This is a genomic window from Psychromonas arctica DSM 14288 (assembly GCF_000482725.1).
GTDB classification, from domain to species: domain Bacteria; phylum Pseudomonadota; class Gammaproteobacteria; order Enterobacterales; family Psychromonadaceae; genus Psychromonas; species Psychromonas arctica.
In genome coordinates this window covers 32,132-47,322 of record NZ_KI519486.1, presented here as the reverse complement: position 1 = coordinate 47,322, position 15,191 = coordinate 32,132, and the positions used below count along the sequence as shown (strand labels likewise).

Sequence of the window (15,191 nt, the reverse complement as noted above, 5' to 3'; positions counted from 1 at the left end):
ATATCAGCATTAAAAAGGCTAATTCACTTATCGTGAGTTAGCCTTTTTATTATAGGTGCAAGCCCGTAAGCAATGAAGTTATAATCGAAGTTAAATGTTAACTTTCTCTGCCCGTTTATTTAACTGCCTATATAACGTCGATAAACCCGTTAACTAATTGCACACATACTTTCCCAATGTTCAGCTTGTTTAATAGCATTTTTTAATAAATCCCACTCTAAAAGGCTTTGCTGATACTCTCCTGCTTTACCTGGCAATGTAATCCCATAGCTATTAAGACGAAATGCTAAAATGGCATAAAAGGCATCGACTGCACCAGCAAGCTCAAACATATAAGGCAAGGTCGCACTTTCAAAAATAGTCTCCACACGGGCTAACTCTTGGTGAATTTGTTCATTCAATATTACCGGTGTTTTTATAGGTTTTAACATGAAAGGCAACTGTTCGCGTAATAAGGTAAAACCAGCATGCATTTCTGCACATAAACTTCGTGCACAAGCTCGCTGTTTAACACTAATAGGGTAAAGCGCACCATGTGAATGTTCATTTAGGTGCTCAATAATTGCTAGCGAATCATTAATCACAATGTTGCCATCAATATAGGCAGGTACAAGTCCACTTGGTGAATACTCTAAAATTTTTGCTTGGTGATCAGTACAGCTTAAATCAATCACTTGCTCAGATGCTTCTACTTTAATTAGCTGTAAACATATCCACACTCTTAGTGACCATGTTGAACCCGTTCCTACAATCAATTTCATTTTATTGCTCCACTATTAAAAATTCACTCGTCTATTTTCTATCACCATCAATCATTATTTATATTTTGTCGTTTTTATTGCGCTTATTGCAGCTCTGCATTGTAATATTACTTCATAACATCAGCTCTCAAGGTTTTTATATTGTGTTGCTGTGTTGCATTACTACCTTACAGTATCAGCTTATATTGTGTCGTTTTTGTTACCTTATGCAGAATAAACCAAAGATTGAATCGCACTAGGTATATTGATAAATTCAATTTTAGTCAGGCAAACATTTGCTTTACTAAATTCATGATCTCGCATTAATTGTGTCACTTCTTGCGTAGAAAAAACACGTTCAGTTTTCATTAACTGCAGATCACTCTCAGCTGCCTTGATCAAGTAGGTCATTCCGTTTGAATCAACGACAGCGTCATCATCACTCACAATTAACTCTTGGCATTCGTTAATAAACTCTGATTCATCAGCTAAATAAATAAGCTCGTCATCCCCTTCTAATGTTAACAAACATGGCCAACAAACCATCAATATACCTCATTCAATAAAAGACTAAAAATAAAAAAACATTGCTTACTACCTAATACAAAAAATGTAAAAGCTAATTAATAAGGCTTAATATAACGCCTCTAAATCTGCAATAGTATCATCCAGTTTTGATTGTACACTGCTTAACTGCTTTGTATTTAATGAAGCAATTAATTGACTAAGAAAGTCAGCCCATACTGTCTGATTATGCTCGAATACAGCTAAATAAGCCTCGGAACGAATACTATTCGAATCCATGAGAGCCGGCCTTAATGCTTGTTCAAATGCCAAACGTTGACTGTCGCTATCACCATTAGCCTGGCCGCGAACTTGATAAGCCGAGGCGATTAAATTTGCCCACTCCCGACGAAACTGAATACGTAGATAAAAAGCAGATAATAATGACTGATTTAATTCACTCAGTAGTACCTTTTGTGGCTCAGTGATCGCCCCTGTAAATGAGGTGACTTGCCCTTCTATACGATCGAAACGATTAGTTAAGCGCTCTTGTTCATTACTATTGTTATGTTTTTCTATTTTATTAATATTTTGCTGTTCTATTTCAGACAAAAACTCAGTGACTTGTTTATCTGATAATGAATAAGCCAATTGCATTATCTCAGGCTCAGCCTTAAGGAGCATCACATCTACAAATTGTTTTAAAGAAGTAATGTACTGTTTGATGGTCGAAGGTTTTATGCCATTCTTAAGGTCAATCTTGATATATTTAATTTGCACCACGTGGTTTTGTAGTTCGCTCGTGCGATGCCACAACAGCAAAGATTCAACGCTGTTATCAAGTTGTTTTTCTTGTGTATTAGTTAACGTAACATAGTCGTCTATATACCAAGAGGCTATCCAATCTAGATTGTTATAAGCTATTTTAGTTGAACAAGCTGTCATGCCAAACATCAACGAAATCAGTAGCCACCATTGAACACTTAACTTTTTAAATTTAAAGTACTTATATTTTTTAATATACTTTTTAAAGATCATAAAATGTACTCCTGTTCAGTCGTCATCTCGTTTATTAAACAGCTTTTTTAAATGACTAACTTCTTTTAACATCAGCCTTTTACACTTTAAAGTACGCTCACGGTAACGACAGCAATACTGTCTCTCAATATTGTCTAGCAATAATCGCTGTTACTGCGCAGTAAAGTAGATATCTCCATAATAAGTGATCGCCTTTTGCCCTGAACTGTCGCTGTCAGTCATCACTGCAATTGCATCGATATAACGTACCTCTTTTCCTAAAGTAGTTTTTAAATCGTCACGCACATTACGTTTATAGTTCATCCATTTACCTAGATTGTTAGGGCCTGACTCAACGGCAAACATAGTCGCATTGGAAGTGTAAGGATTAGGCCAAAATTGCTCGTGCTTAAAAGCGGACGACCAAACATAATTTAGGGCTTTTGTTTTCCACATAAACATACCACCATCTATAACGATATAGATACGTGCTACAAAGTCATCCCCTGCTTTTTTAAGTTCATTCAAACCAGAATATAAATGTTCTGTTTTCCAAGACCAATGCAGGTAAGGTGTTTTGTGCAAATCAATACGTTGCTCTTTAAAGAGTCCTGAAGCACTATTATCACTGCTTGCTCTTAATCTCTTTTTAAGTTTTTCCTGAGTGATGCCATTATCTCCACCCTCTTCAACAACAAGTACGTAGTTAGTATTACCTGAAAAAATTTTCTCTTCCCACCCCTTAAGGTCGCCTTGTGAAAAGTTACCCATAATAAGTTTTATTGCAGCCTCGTTAACGGGTTGCGCAGCACTGGCGTTGAAACTCAGCACTAAAAAACCACAAAGCAATACTTTAAAGAAACTCAAGTACCAACGATTGAGGCGATCATTGAAGCGATGAGATAAAGGTTTTAGAAGGTAACAATGAATGTGCATATAAATAGCCTATTGATAATTGTAAAATACTAGACTCGCGTAAAATATGATGTGCGAAGTATTAAGTACTAATAATGATGCTTCAGCTATATAACAGCTAGCAATCTAGCAATTAAAAAGATGAATTAGGTTGTGTTAAAAAGACTATTTCTTCAGCTGTAGATTGTCGCTGTAAAATTGAATTTCTATGCGGATAACGTCCAAACTTAGCAATGATATCGCGGTGTAGTATTTCAAAATCAAGATTGTATTGAATGCCATTGCCCTCAAATAATGTGATGGCAACATCATGAATTTTTAAAGATTCGCTGTGCATGAAGGGCATAAACAAAAAACAACGCTCAACGGCTGTTAACTCATTTTCTACACCTAATGCAATCGCTTCTTGCGCTAATACCAACGCTAAGGGATCTGATGAGAAAGCATCAGCACTATCTCGAAACATATTCCGAGAAAACTGATCTAAGATGATGATTTCAGCTAAACGTCCTTTCGCAGAATGTCGCCAATCGAATAATTCACACTGCTTTGCTCGCTGATGTATAGTTAAGAATCGTTGTTTAATTTGCACGTCTAATTGCAGATCTTTAACCCACCACTTTGACGGCTCAATTTGCTCAAACCAAAATGATAAAACATCATCAGCAGTGATCGCATCATTGTTTGTATTATTGGTTACTCGACTCATCATTTACCCTTGGTTTTTTTTGAGGGGGTGTTGGACCTTTGCTTGATAGGCAACTTGAACAACAACTTCATTAGCGACTGGCTCAGAAAAGCATTACTATTTACCACCCGCTAACTCTAAAAATGAGCCGGTAATATAAGAAGCTTCATCACTTAACAAATAAGCAATAGCCGAAGCGACTTCAGCAGGTTGGCCGCCACGTCCCAAAGGTATGCTGCTTTTGACTCTGTTTATTCTATCTGGTTCACCACCATCTGCGTGCATACTAGTTTCAATAAATCCTGGCCTGACACCATTAACGCGAATACCTTGATTAGCCACTTCGATGGATAACCCCGTCGTTAATGTATCTATCGCTCCTTTTGACGCTGCGTAATCAATATATTCATTTGCTCCTCCTAAACGTGCGGCTGCAGAAGATACATTGACAATAGCGCCCCCTTTTCCTGCGTGTTTAGTAGACATCCGCTTAATGGCTTCACGGCAACATAAAAAGTAACTAGTAATATTAGTGGTTAATATTGTATTGATACGCTCAGCGGTTAAATCTTCAACACGGCTTTGAGGTAATAGAATGCCCGCGTTATTTACCAGTACCGATAATCGTCCTAACTTTTCATCTATGATTTTAAATAAACGAACAACGTCATCTTCATCAGAAATATCTGCTTTTACAGCAATACACTTTCTACCTAATTGCTGTATTTCATACAACACTTTATTTGCAGCAACGTCGTTTGATTTATAGTTAATGCAAATGTCATAACCTTTAGCCGCTAAATTTATTGCGGTGGCAGCGCCAATACCTCTGCTTGCACCCGTAATTAATGCTATTTTTGACATCTATAACCTCTTATTATTTACCCTTAATCGTTTAATCTTAAACATGTTGGCTTATTCCATTTTCATGGTCTTATTTTTAATATTATATGGGTTTAATTACGGGTGCTGTTATATAGAAGCGAGTTTGATATGAACGGCCATTAGCGTTTGATCACCAATTAATTCCGCACGATGGCCATGAACGAGGTCATCGAATGCTTCATTAATTTGTAAACGATCCTCGGCGACGAACAGGTCTCCAGCGCTAAAATCACGGTATTCTCCACTACGTAAGGTAATACGTAATGTGCCTGAACGGATAATGATTAATGTAGGGTCACCAGCGACATGCCATGAACTAATGTAACCCGGTTGACTAATGCGATGACGGAAATTATGCGCCTCTATTCTATCGGTAATAAACAAGCCATTATAATCTTCCACTGAATAGGCCATATCATTAAAGAACGAAGATCCAGTTTTGTAACGACCTTTAACCGAACTTGCTTGCTCAGTTACCTGTAATTCGACAGTGTTTATTTCTTTGGTACTTAATTCAGTATTGCTTACTTTTGTTTCATTTAAGGCTGCGCTAGATTGTTGGTCACATTGATGAATGAGTGACGCCGTTAACACCGGTACAATAATTTTATTCACTGTTTGTTATTCCTAATAAAGTACTTATGAAACAATTGCCCGTATGTTAATCATTTCCATTTCCAGGCGAGAGTCACATAGTAATTAATACAGTCAGCTCCTAATAAACGGTCACTTCAGCGACTTACTATTGATTCTTTTTAGCGCCTATCAACATCGCATTAACCAGTTCTTTTGCATCAAACTTAGCTAAGGCTTGATCTGCACCAACTTGAGTTGCACGGTCCACACTCATTGCACTAGAAAGCGAACTATGTAGAATTACATACGTATCAGCAATGGCAGACTCACTTCGTACTTCAAAGGTTAATTCATAGCCGTCTAAACCTGGCATCTCAATATCACTGACCAATATATCAATGGGGTTGCCTTTTGCAGCACATTCCTTCATGACGGCAAAGGCATCATTACCATTTTTACAAACTTTAAAGGGTACATCAATTTTGGTCAATGCACTTTCTAATTGACGACGTGCAACGGAAGAGTCATCAACTAATAAAATGTGAGAATTCTGCAATAGCCCTTTTTGTACACCAGTGATTTCCACCGCTTTTTGATCATTATCTGGGAACAGCTCAGCCAGCAATAATTCTACATCCAATAGCTGAATAAGCTGATTTTCAAAACGAGTAATACCGGTAATATAGGTTTTATGCCCTAATGAATTAGGTGGTGGCTCAATATTTTTCCAATTACATTCGACAATACGCTCTATTTTTCGCACCAAAAATCCAATATGCATGCGGCTACAGTCGGTGATAATGATGGTTGCTTGTTTTTTTTCAGCTTCGCTCATCGCCGGGTAACCTACCGCAGCGGCCATATCGATAATAGGTAGCGTTCGTCCTCGAATACTAGCCACACCTAATATATTGGCATCAGCATTAGGTAATTGAGTAAGTGGCATATAAGGAACAAGTTCTTTTATTTTTAAGGTGCCTAGCGCAAAATTTTGAAGCTGAGACAACCTAAAAAGCAATAACCCTTGCGATTGACTAGATGTTGATTGCATATTAAATCCTTATTAACTGACTCTGAGTGCTGTTTTTAAAGCAATATTCAATCTGCAAACAACAACGATATATTTTAATTTTTATTGTTTAAAGTTTAATGTAAAAAATGTGATCTTATCTGCACAATACAACCACATGATACTTCAAGGTATATAGCTGTTACCACCCCGTTGACTTAAATATCATATCAACTTTTTTATAAATAAAATTTTACCATTTTCGCCATATTTATCATCTTCATTCGCTTGATATCCATGGATCTGGTAACCACTATTAATTAACAACTGTAACATCGTAGGGTAACGATTCATGGACTTGACATTGATGCAACTATACCCCGCGTTGACTGCCCATTGCTCTTGATAAACCCGTAATTGATTGGCAATGCCTTGTCGACGATATGAGGGAGCTACAGCACCTAACCAACTATAAAATGCATTCTTCGATAGCGCATAGCCAATTTTGTAAGCAACGGCAATCCCCTTTATTTTTGCCACTAAAATGAGCGAGTTTTTTGCATTTAATCTAGCAGAGATTGATTGCTGCGTATGGCGTTGTCCAAACTCAGGAGTAAAAGCGTTAACGAGTAACACATCATCAATAGTTCCTATTTCTATTATTAAATCCATCACGGTTTCGCCTGTTATCATTTGTATTATAAGTCTATGTTAGCAGATTAAGTGATCACCTATGCTTGGATACGAATAACCAATACAGGCGGTATCGCACGATTCGTTTAAGGGTAAACCATGGTATTCACCATTATTTTATGGCCTTGAAAGCCGACTTGAAATTCATCATCTATACGAAAACCAAGCTTTTTATACAGCGATTGCGCGCGTTGATTTGATTTCCACACCGACAATGTGGCCCCTTTTTCTAGTTTATTTAAAACATATTGTAGTAGTTTATAGCCTACGCCATAACCTCTACGGCTAGGGTCGACAAAAAGCCAATTGATACGATTTCCGGTAAAACCACAAAAACCAAATATACCGCCTTGTTCATAAACAAACACTTCTGATTCACCTAACATGAACATAATATATTCATCATCCGCTAAAGGTATAAAGTTGAAACACCCCTGCTCTGCATAAAACTCATCGGGTCTAGCGATATTATAAATATTCTGTAATGCTTCAAAATCATCGTCGTTATATTTACGAATTGGCATTTATCCCTTCCTTTAGATTATTTACGATCTTGAATTCAAGTAATAAGAATTAGCTTATCACTAACAATAAATAATTCGAATATCTAGTGTCGAAGATTTTATACCATTCATTCCATTAAGTAATTGCGTTAAGTGATTTTTCCTTTACAAAATGTCTAACACAGAAGTGCGCATCTTAACTAGCAAGATTTTTCAGCTTTTAGCGAAATCGGTATTACTTAGCTTTGCGGGTTGTGTCCTCTTAATAGCGTGATAAAATAATCATCACATCCTCTGTAACACTTCGCCCATCTAGGGTATAGACAACATTAAGATATTTTATGAGTTCTAACGGTTTAAATAGTATTGAAAAAAAAGCGGCTTTTTCTTTAGCTGCTGTTTTTGGTCTGCGTATGTTGGGTTTATTTATGATCCTGCCTGTTTTTGCTATTTATGGCGAACAGTTAATAGGCTATAGCCCAATCTGGATCGGATTAGCGATAGGTGCTTATGGCTTGACTCAAGCTATGTTACAGATTCCCATGGGTATTTTATCTGATAAATATGGCCGTAAACCCATTATTTTGATTGGTTTATTAATTTTTCTATTAGGTAGTATTGTGGCTGCCATGTCAGACACTATCTATGGTGTAGTATTGGGCCGAGCATTACAGGGAACCGGTGCAATTGCGAGTGCTATTTTGGCATTAGCCGCAGATTTAAGCCGTGAAGAACAACGCCCTAAAGTGATGGCAACCATTGGCATGTTTATTGGTTTATCATTTACTATTGCGATGATAATAGGCCCTATTGTGGCAGAGGCCTTTGGGTTAAGCGGGCTATTCTGGTTTATTGCACTGTTAACTATTTTTGCAATGTTATTAATTCAATTTCTAGTGCCTCATTCTGTCAATAAAGCCCCACGTGGTGATAGTGTTGCTTTACCAGCTCAACTCAAAAATTTAATTCGCCACCCACAATTATCACGCTTAAATTTTGGTGTATTTGCGCTTCACATGGCAATGACCGCTTGTTTTATTACATTACCTAAACAGTTCGTTGAAAGTGGTTTACTGCTTGAAGATCATTGGCAATTGTACTTGCCCACATTAATTGGCTCATTCTTTTTGATGGTGCCATTTATGATTTTTGCGATTAAAAAGCAAAAAGAAAAACAAATGTTATCCGCGTCGGTTTTATTACTTACCCTCGCGCTATTTCTACTTTGGTACTTGCCAACAAGTTTTACCGGCCTAGTGATCACAGTGATCATGTTTTTCACTGCATTTAACTATTTAGAAGCAACAATGCCTTCTATATTATCGCGCCTTGCCCCAGCTGGTGTGAAAGGCAGTGTAATGGGTATCTATTCTAGTAGCCAATTTTTAGGTGCTTTTAGCGGCGGCGTACTAGGAGGAGCCATTGCTAGCAGTTTTGGTGAACAATCTATTTTCTTAGTGATGGCAGTGATCTGCTGTATATGGTTAATCATTAGTTTAGGAATGAGCCCACTTAAAAAATCTAAAAACTTAAGCTTTACCATTAATGTTGAAAATGAAAAACAAGCAGGAGAAGTAGCAGAGCAATTAATTAATATGCCCGGTGTCATTGAAGCAACGGTGGTATTTACTGAAGCAATTGCTTATTTAAAAGTAGATGAAAAAATAGTGAACATAACCAAGATTAAAAGCCTGCTCAACCAAGTTGAATAAATACAAAAAAGGTTGAATAAAAACAAAAAGGCGTTAAGTATTAACTTAACGCCTTTTTTAGTTTGCCTGTTTAAGCTTTACTATTTGAATCCAAGTTTTAATAACCATAGCTATCAATCAATTTAGTCATGAATGATATTAGTTGCGGATGATATTAATAGCCAATAATTCAATTACTAGGAGTGTTAATTACCAGCAAAAGTAACGACTAGCTAGCACTATCAAAACCTCCTTTAATTTAATTCAATTCAATTCAATTCAATAGTGCGAATTGCGGAGCAATCATTTGATAATCCATCGCCATCGCAATACTCAATGCCGTAATATTAACAATAGAAAAACCAAACACTTGTCGAGCCCAACCAACCACATCAATATCACGGCGATAACCGCGCAATGCCATTAGCAACCACCAAAAACTAGTCGTACAAGCAACCGCCATAAAGGCCGCGCCAGTATAGCCACCAATAGGCAATAGCATGACTACTAACGCATAGATGGCAATATAAAGCACAATATGGCGTTTTGCTTTATCAATCCCCTTAGCTACTGGTAGCACTGGAATATTAGCCGCTTGATAATCTTTAAAGCGAAAAATAGCGATCGCATAAGAATGTGGCATTTGCCATAAACTAAACATCACTAATAATATCAACGCCTCCATATCAAAGCGCCCTGTTACTGCACAATAGCCGACCACAGGTGGTACCGCGCCGGATAAACTACCGATAAATGTGCCATAAACAGAGTTACGTTTCATATATAGGCTATATACGCCGACATAAATAACGTAACCAAATACAGCAAAAAATACAGCAGCCGACGTCGTATAAGTAATCAATAAACCAAAACCAATGATCCCTAATACAACACCGTGGCATAAAGCTGTCAATGCAGACATTTCGCCAGTTACCGTCACTCGCGTACGCGTGCGCGCCATTTTGATATCAATATCTCTATCAATCACATTATTAATGACGCACCCAGAAGCAATCACAAAAGATAAACCTAATAACGTTGCGATCATCAACCATGGATCAATATCACCACGTGAAGCGAGTAAAAAACCACCCGCTACACTGATAAAATTACCCATAATGATACCCGGCTTGGTCACACTCCAATAACGACGAAACATCTTTAACCTCTTTTTTGCCATTTATAACTCGGTTTAATACGCTTTACTAAGCTTACAAACTTTTACGTATCCTTGTATCAACTCTGATTGAAAATAACCTTGCGACAAACGATTGTCGCAAGGTTGATTAATTTAATACATCATCATTGCGTTTGATGCATAAATAATCCAAACAGATAATCCCACGACCATAATAATAATGAGCGCACTAAACAGGAATGAGAAGCTGTTAGCACGACCGCTTTCGGTAATAAAATTAAGGTGTAAAAAGTATTTCAAATGCACCCAAATTTGTACTATTGCTAAAATAACAATGCTCCACAGCGTAGTGGCTTTTGAAAAGTCTCCACTAATCACCACATAAAATGGAATGGCAGTTAAAATAACAGATAATAGAAAACCAATTAGATAGGTTTTGACGCTACCATGAGAGGCATCATGCTGTATTTCGTTATGGCTCATTACATTGCTCCCATTAAATAAACAACCGTGAAGACACAGATCCAAACAATATCCAAAAAGTGCCAGAATAAGCTTAAGCAACTCAAACGTGTCACAGTTGCGTTACCAAGACCACGACGAGCAACCTCTATCATCATTACCGTCATCCAGATCAAACCAGCTGTTACATGTAAACCATGTAATCCGACTAAGGCAAAAAATGAACTCAAGAAAGCACTCCCTTGAGGGCCGTTACCATGCTCGATAAGGTGAGTAAACTCATAAAGTTCCATCGCGATAAATGAAGCGCCTAAGCAAAAAGTAATCAATAACCAATTTAAGGTCCAACCCTTTTTTTGCCCTTGCGCAGCAATCATGGCAAACCCAAAAGTAATACTACTGATCAATAATGCGGCAGTTTCTACTGCCACAAAATCTAGTTCAAAAATATCTTTACCCGATACACCACCCGCAGTATTCATAAATAACACCGCGTAAGTTGCAAAGAACGAGGCAAATAACAAGCAGTCAGTCATTAGGTATAACCAAAAGCCAAAAATCGTATCTCCGGAAGCATCATGATGCTCATGAGATACTACTTTAGTATCTATTTGTGCACTAACAGTACTCATGCATTGTTCCCCTTACTTGCGCTTAAATTATGGGCTTTTTCTGTTGCTAATATCTCTTGTGGTTGCACATAAAAATCAACATCTTTGCTATAACAACGTTGTATAAAGACAGCAATACCGCCCACTAAACCAATAATCGCTAACCACCAAATATGCCAGATCATGGCGAAACAGAATGCCGTTAAAGTGATCCCCATAAATACGCCTGCCGTTGTATTTTTAGGCATGTGGATAGGTTCATAGCTTGCTTGGGTTTGATAAACTTGGCCTTTTTCTTTCATATCCGTCCATGCATCAATGTCATCGATGTGCGGAATTTCGGCAAAATTATAAGACTGTGGAGGAGAAGAGGTTGCCCATTCAAGTGTATGGCCATTCCACGGATCACCTGTTTTATCATCAAGCGCTTCACGATCTCTAAAGCTCACGTACAATTGAATTACTTGACAAATGATACCGAACATAATGATCACAGCACCCACCATCGCAATGTATAACCAAATATTCCAATCAGGATTATTGGTATGATTTAAACGACGCGTCATGCCTAAGAAACCAAGTACATAAAGCGGCATAAAGGCAACAAAGAATCCAATGATCCAGCACCAAAATGCGCCTTTACCCCAACCTTCATTAAGCTTAAAGCCCATCGCTTTAGGGAACCAGAAAGAGAAACCAGCAAGGTAACCAAATACCGCACCACCAATGATCGTATTATGGAAATGTGCAATTAAGAATAAACTGTTATGCAATACATAATCCGCACCAGGAATCGCTAAAAGTACGCCTGTCATACCACCAACCGTAAAGGTCACCATGAAACCAAGGGTCCATAGCACCGGTACGGTAATACGTAAACGACCACGATAGATAGTGAACAGCCAGTTAAACAACTTAACGCCAGTTGGCACGGCAATGACCATGGTCATCATGCCAAAGAAGGCATTAACATTAGCGCTTGATCCCATGGTGAAGAAGTGATGTAACCACACGATGAAGCCTAAAATTGAAATAGCACCACTTGCATAAACCATTGACGTATAACCAAATAAACGTTTACTAGTAAAGGTCGAGATAATTTCAGAAAATATACCAAAAGCAGGTAACACTAGGATATAAACTTCAGGATGACCCCAAGCCCAAAACAGGTTGATGTACATCATGGCATTACCGCCGCCATCATTAGTAAAGAAGTGGAAACCAAGATAACGGTCAAGAGTTAGCATTGTTAACACTGCGGTTAAAATTGGGAAAGATGCGGCAATTAAAATATTTGCCCAAGTACAGGTCCAAGTAAAAATAGGCATTTTCATTAATGTCATACCTGGCGCACGCATTTTTAAGACCGTCACTAAAAAGTTAACGGATGTTAATAACGTACCGAGCCCGGATATTTGTAGCGCCCAAATATAATAATCTACTCCCACTCCAGGGCTAAATGTCAACTCCGAAAGTGGTGGATAAGCAACCCAGCCTGTTTTAGCAAATTCACCAAAAATCAGCGACATATTAATTAAAATGGCACCGCTGGCTGTTAACCAAAAACTTAAATTATTTAAAAAAGGAAAAGCAACATCACGCGCACCAATTTGTAACGGTAAAATAATGTTCATTAATCCCACCATAAATGGCATCGCCATAAAGATGATCATAATCACACCATGTGCCGTAAATATTTGGTCGTAATGTTCAGGTGGCAGATAACCCGGTGCACCACTTGTTGCTAATGCAAGTTGTGAGCGCATCATTATCGCATCACTGAAACCACGAAATAACATCACTAAAGCAAGAAGGATGTACATTATACCTAAACGTTTATGATCAACGGAGGTGATCCACTCAGTCCATAAAACGCCCCACTTTTTATACTTTGTAATGAGTGCAAAAAGTGCAATGCCACCGATAGCAATGGCGCCCATAGTGAACACTAAAATAGGTTCATGGAACGGGATGGCATCTATCGATAATTTACCTAAAAACGACATAATTACTCCTCGCCTTGGCTGTTAGATAATCTTGCTGAATGTTCAGCCATTTCATGATGCAATTGGTCAATATTTCCCATCTCTTTATTTTTATCCATTTTGCTCATGCCGTTCATACCCGCCATGTATTTCATGATGATGGTATGGAACAAGCCTTTGTCAACACGGCCGTAATAAGTCACAGGATTGTTCTCACTGGCTAGAGCTAATTGATCATAATTTGCTTTCGTTAATGACCCCCCCTGTGCTTTAACATCACTCACCCATTGATCAAAGTCAGCTTGTGTAGGCGTTGCAATCGCATTAAATTTCATACCAGAGAAACCAGCGCCACTGTAGTTAGCAGAAATACCTTTGAAGGTACCTGGTTCATTAGCAATCAAATGCAACTTAGTTTGCATACCGGCCATTGAGTAAATTTGACTACCTAACTGTGGAATAAAGAACGAATTCATGGTGCTTTCTGAGGTGATTTTATATTCAACCGGTACGTTAGCTGGAAACACCAACTCATTGACAGTCGCAATACCTTGTTGCGGGTAAATAAATAACCATTTCCAGTTTAAGGAAACAACTTCAACAGTCAGATGTTTCCCCTTATCTTCAATCGGTTTATAAGGATCTAAACGATGCGTCGACTGCCAAGTAATAACGCCTAAAATAATCACGATAAGAATCGGAACAGCCCAAACAAAAGCTTCTATTTTATTTGAGTGTGCCCATTTTGGCGCATAAATTTCATGGGTCTGTGTGTCTCTATATTTCCATGCGAAATATAAAGTCATTACAATAACGGGGATCACGACAAGTAACATAAGCACAGTAGCAATGATGATTAAATTTTTCTCATCAATACCAATCTGCCCTTTTGGGTCGAGTATCCCACCTGAACAGCCAGACAATGCGAGTACTGCACTCACTAAAGCTATCTTACAAAGGTTGCGAATTAACAATGGACTATCCTACTCATACCAATTCACGTAACTAATGAAAACGCTGACTTACTGTCATAAATCAACTAAACACATGTAATTAAGTAAACAGATATAACCTAAAATTTAAAAGATGTTATTTGATGCACCACAGCAAATGTAAAGGCGGTACATAAAAAAACGGATTAGAAATTCTCTGGTATTTTTTTACTCAAAACAAAAATGAGTGCCAAAAAATAACAGTAAATTGAATAAGGGAGGTGAATCGCAAGCACAGGCGGCTACAAAAAAGCAAAGATCAATAAAACTAAAACAGCTAAGCTACATGCAGCGATTAACCATTTACAAAAGGGGGGGCACGGCAGCCGTGAATACTGAAGGAAATAAAAGATTTTAGAGTTTCGCAAAAAGCCAACGCTGTTTTACGTAACACCATCGCCGTTCGGCGTGCAGGAAAGTATAAAAACAATAACCAGCATAAACCAATTAATAATTGACTCGACATTAGTGGGTCATCGAAAAAGCTACTACTATTAACCGACATAGACTCAGAAAAAGCCCCTTCACTTAATAGATGATTTAATTCGCTGATATCTTCAATTAACCCATTCAACAACATGAATGTATAAATGCATAGTAGCGATAAAATAGGCAGTAACTTACCCTCCACTCCCATTGTGCGCGCACTCAAATCTGATCCACTAACTGTAGATTGCGATTTAATTTGTAAACAATGTTGAAGAGAAAGCTTTACACTCAAAAGTTATTACCTTAATGATTCGTAAAAATCAATTAAACCTCCTACTTCATTTGAAGATATA

At 37.8% G+C, this 15,191-nt stretch carries 17 protein-coding genes; 1 reads left to right on the top strand and 16 read right to left on the bottom strand.

Features of this window, described 5'->3' with window-relative positions:
• Positions 1 to 149: 149 nt before the first annotated feature.
• The 10 genes from H592_RS0119700 to H592_RS22915 all read right to left on the bottom strand — a co-directional run bounded on the left by H592_RS0119700 (position 150) and on the right by H592_RS22915 (position 7,551).
• Positions 150 to 761, bottom strand: a complete 612-nt coding sequence (locus H592_RS0119700) for a glutathione S-transferase N-terminal domain-containing protein (protein WP_028870280.1) — start codon at positions 759 to 761, stop codon at positions 150 to 152.
• A gap of 204 nt (positions 762 to 965) precedes the next feature.
• The gene (locus H592_RS0119695; protein WP_028870279.1) at positions 966 to 1,286 is read right to left on the bottom strand and encodes a DUF4144 family protein; all 321 of its coding nucleotides are present in this window, start codon (positions 1,284 to 1,286) and stop codon (positions 966 to 968) included.
• 87 nt (positions 1,287 to 1,373) lie between these two features.
• Positions 1,374 to 2,282: a DUF6279 family lipoprotein gene (locus H592_RS0119690; protein ID WP_028870278.1), complete on the bottom strand. Its 909-nt coding sequence runs from the start codon at positions 2,280 to 2,282 to the stop codon at positions 1,374 to 1,376.
• A gap of 150 nt (positions 2,283 to 2,432) precedes the next feature.
• Positions 2,433 to 3,197, bottom strand: coding sequence for a DUF3047 domain-containing protein (locus H592_RS0119685; RefSeq protein ID WP_084296346.1), 765 nt, complete (start codon positions 3,195 to 3,197; stop codon positions 2,433 to 2,435).
• A gap of 112 nt (positions 3,198 to 3,309) precedes the next feature.
• The gene (locus H592_RS0119680) at positions 3,310 to 3,885 is read right to left on the bottom strand and encodes a DUF924 family protein (protein ID WP_211235696.1); all 576 of its coding nucleotides are present in this window, start codon (positions 3,883 to 3,885) and stop codon (positions 3,310 to 3,312) included.
• Between the two features lie 96 nt (positions 3,886 to 3,981).
• A complete protein-coding gene (locus H592_RS0119675; protein ID WP_028870275.1) occupies positions 3,982 to 4,728 on the bottom strand; it encodes an SDR family oxidoreductase in 747 nt (248 codons plus the stop codon).
• A gap of 108 nt (positions 4,729 to 4,836) precedes the next feature.
• A complete protein-coding gene (locus H592_RS22920; protein WP_220485960.1) occupies positions 4,837 to 5,364 on the bottom strand; it encodes a cupin domain-containing protein in 528 nt (175 codons plus the stop codon).
• Between the two features lie 127 nt (positions 5,365 to 5,491).
• Positions 5,492 to 6,376: a chemotaxis protein gene (locus tag H592_RS0119665; RefSeq protein WP_028870274.1), complete on the bottom strand. Its 885-nt coding sequence runs from the start codon at positions 6,374 to 6,376 to the stop codon at positions 5,492 to 5,494.
• A 183-nt stretch (positions 6,377 to 6,559) separates the two neighbouring features.
• On the bottom strand, positions 6,560 to 7,006 hold the full coding sequence (locus H592_RS0119660; RefSeq protein ID WP_028870273.1) for a GNAT family N-acetyltransferase: 447 nt from the start codon (positions 7,004 to 7,006) through the stop codon (positions 6,560 to 6,562).
• A 107-nt stretch (positions 7,007 to 7,113) separates the two neighbouring features.
• Complete coding sequence (locus tag H592_RS22915; protein WP_051369280.1) at positions 7,114 to 7,551, bottom strand: GNAT family N-acetyltransferase; 438 nt, start codon at positions 7,549 to 7,551, stop codon at positions 7,114 to 7,116.
• 320 nt (positions 7,552 to 7,871) lie between these two features.
• Here H592_RS22915 and H592_RS0119650 point away from each other — a divergent pair, with 320 nt between their 5' ends.
• The gene (locus H592_RS0119650) at positions 7,872 to 9,242 is read left to right on the top strand and encodes an MFS transporter (RefSeq protein WP_028870272.1); all 1,371 of its coding nucleotides are present in this window, start codon (positions 7,872 to 7,874) and stop codon (positions 9,240 to 9,242) included.
• Positions 9,243 to 9,495: 253 nt separating this feature from the next.
• Here H592_RS0119650 and cyoE read toward each other — a convergent pair whose 3' ends face one another.
• The 6 genes from cyoE to H592_RS0119620 all read right to left on the bottom strand — a co-directional run bounded on the left by cyoE (position 9,496) and on the right by H592_RS0119620 (position 15,130).
• Complete coding sequence (gene cyoE, locus H592_RS0119645; RefSeq protein WP_028870271.1) at positions 9,496 to 10,380, bottom strand: heme o synthase; 885 nt, start codon at positions 10,378 to 10,380, stop codon at positions 9,496 to 9,498.
• A 132-nt stretch (positions 10,381 to 10,512) separates the two neighbouring features.
• The gene (cyoD, locus tag H592_RS0119640; RefSeq protein WP_028870270.1) at positions 10,513 to 10,842 is read right to left on the bottom strand and encodes a cytochrome o ubiquinol oxidase subunit IV; all 330 of its coding nucleotides are present in this window, start codon (positions 10,840 to 10,842) and stop codon (positions 10,513 to 10,515) included.
• Entirely contained in the window at positions 10,842 to 11,453 is a 612-nt protein-coding gene (gene cyoC / locus H592_RS0119635; RefSeq protein ID WP_028870269.1) for a cytochrome o ubiquinol oxidase subunit III, read from the bottom strand. Before cyoC ends, cyoD begins: the two co-directional genes overlap by 1 nt.
• Positions 11,450 to 13,438 (bottom strand): cytochrome o ubiquinol oxidase subunit I, encoded by a 1,989-nt coding sequence (gene cyoB, locus H592_RS0119630; protein WP_028870268.1) that lies wholly within the window; start codon positions 13,436 to 13,438, stop codon positions 11,450 to 11,452. Before cyoB ends, cyoC begins: the two co-directional genes overlap by 4 nt.
• A gap of 2 nt (positions 13,439 to 13,440) precedes the next feature.
• Positions 13,441 to 14,391: a ubiquinol oxidase subunit II gene (gene cyoA, locus H592_RS0119625; protein ID WP_028870267.1), complete on the bottom strand. Its 951-nt coding sequence runs from the start codon at positions 14,389 to 14,391 to the stop codon at positions 13,441 to 13,443.
• A gap of 313 nt (positions 14,392 to 14,704) precedes the next feature.
• Positions 14,705 to 15,130, bottom strand: coding sequence for a hypothetical protein (locus H592_RS0119620; RefSeq protein WP_028870266.1), 426 nt, complete (start codon positions 15,128 to 15,130; stop codon positions 14,705 to 14,707).
• Positions 15,131 to 15,191 lie beyond the last annotated feature (61 nt).

Excerpts from the sequence above, each read along its gene's own strand:
- H592_RS0119685 (WP_084296346.1), bottom strand. The coding sequence starts at position 3,197 with ATGCACATTCATTGTTACCTTCTAAAACCTTTATCTCATCGCTTCAAT.
- cyoE (WP_028870271.1), bottom strand. The coding sequence starts at position 10,380 with ATGTTTCGTCGTTATTGGAGTGTGACCAAGCCGGGTATCATTATGGGT.
- cyoD (WP_028870270.1), bottom strand. The coding sequence starts at position 10,842 with ATGAGCCATAACGAAATACAGCATGATGCCTCTCATGGTAGCGTCAAA.
- H592_RS0119650 (WP_028870272.1), top strand. The coding sequence starts at position 7,872 with ATGAGTTCTAACGGTTTAAATAGTATTGAAAAAAAAGCGGCTTTTTCT.
- H592_RS0119665 (WP_028870274.1), bottom strand. The coding sequence starts at position 6,376 with ATGCAATCAACATCTAGTCAATCGCAAGGGTTATTGCTTTTTAGGTTG.
- cyoB (WP_028870268.1), bottom strand. The coding sequence starts at position 13,438 with ATGTCGTTTTTAGGTAAATTATCGATAGATGCCATCCCGTTCCATGAA.
- H592_RS0119660 (WP_028870273.1), bottom strand. The coding sequence starts at position 7,006 with ATGGATTTAATAATAGAAATAGGAACTATTGATGATGTGTTACTCGTT.
- H592_RS0119675 (WP_028870275.1), bottom strand. The coding sequence starts at position 4,728 with ATGTCAAAAATAGCATTAATTACGGGTGCAAGCAGAGGTATTGGCGCT.
- H592_RS0119690 (WP_028870278.1), bottom strand. The coding sequence starts at position 2,282 with ATGATCTTTAAAAAGTATATTAAAAAATATAAGTACTTTAAATTTAAA.
- H592_RS0119680 (WP_211235696.1), bottom strand. The coding sequence starts at position 3,885 with ATGAGTCGAGTAACCAATAATACAAACAATGATGCGATCACTGCTGAT.
- H592_RS0119695 (WP_028870279.1), bottom strand. The coding sequence starts at position 1,286 with ATGGTTTGTTGGCCATGTTTGTTAACATTAGAAGGGGATGACGAGCTT.
- H592_RS22915 (WP_051369280.1), bottom strand. The coding sequence starts at position 7,551 with ATGCCAATTCGTAAATATAACGACGATGATTTTGAAGCATTACAGAAT.
- cyoC (WP_028870269.1), bottom strand. The coding sequence starts at position 11,453 with ATGAGTACTGTTAGTGCACAAATAGATACTAAAGTAGTATCTCATGAG.
- H592_RS0119700 (WP_028870280.1), bottom strand. The coding sequence starts at position 761 with ATGAAATTGATTGTAGGAACGGGTTCAACATGGTCACTAAGAGTGTGG.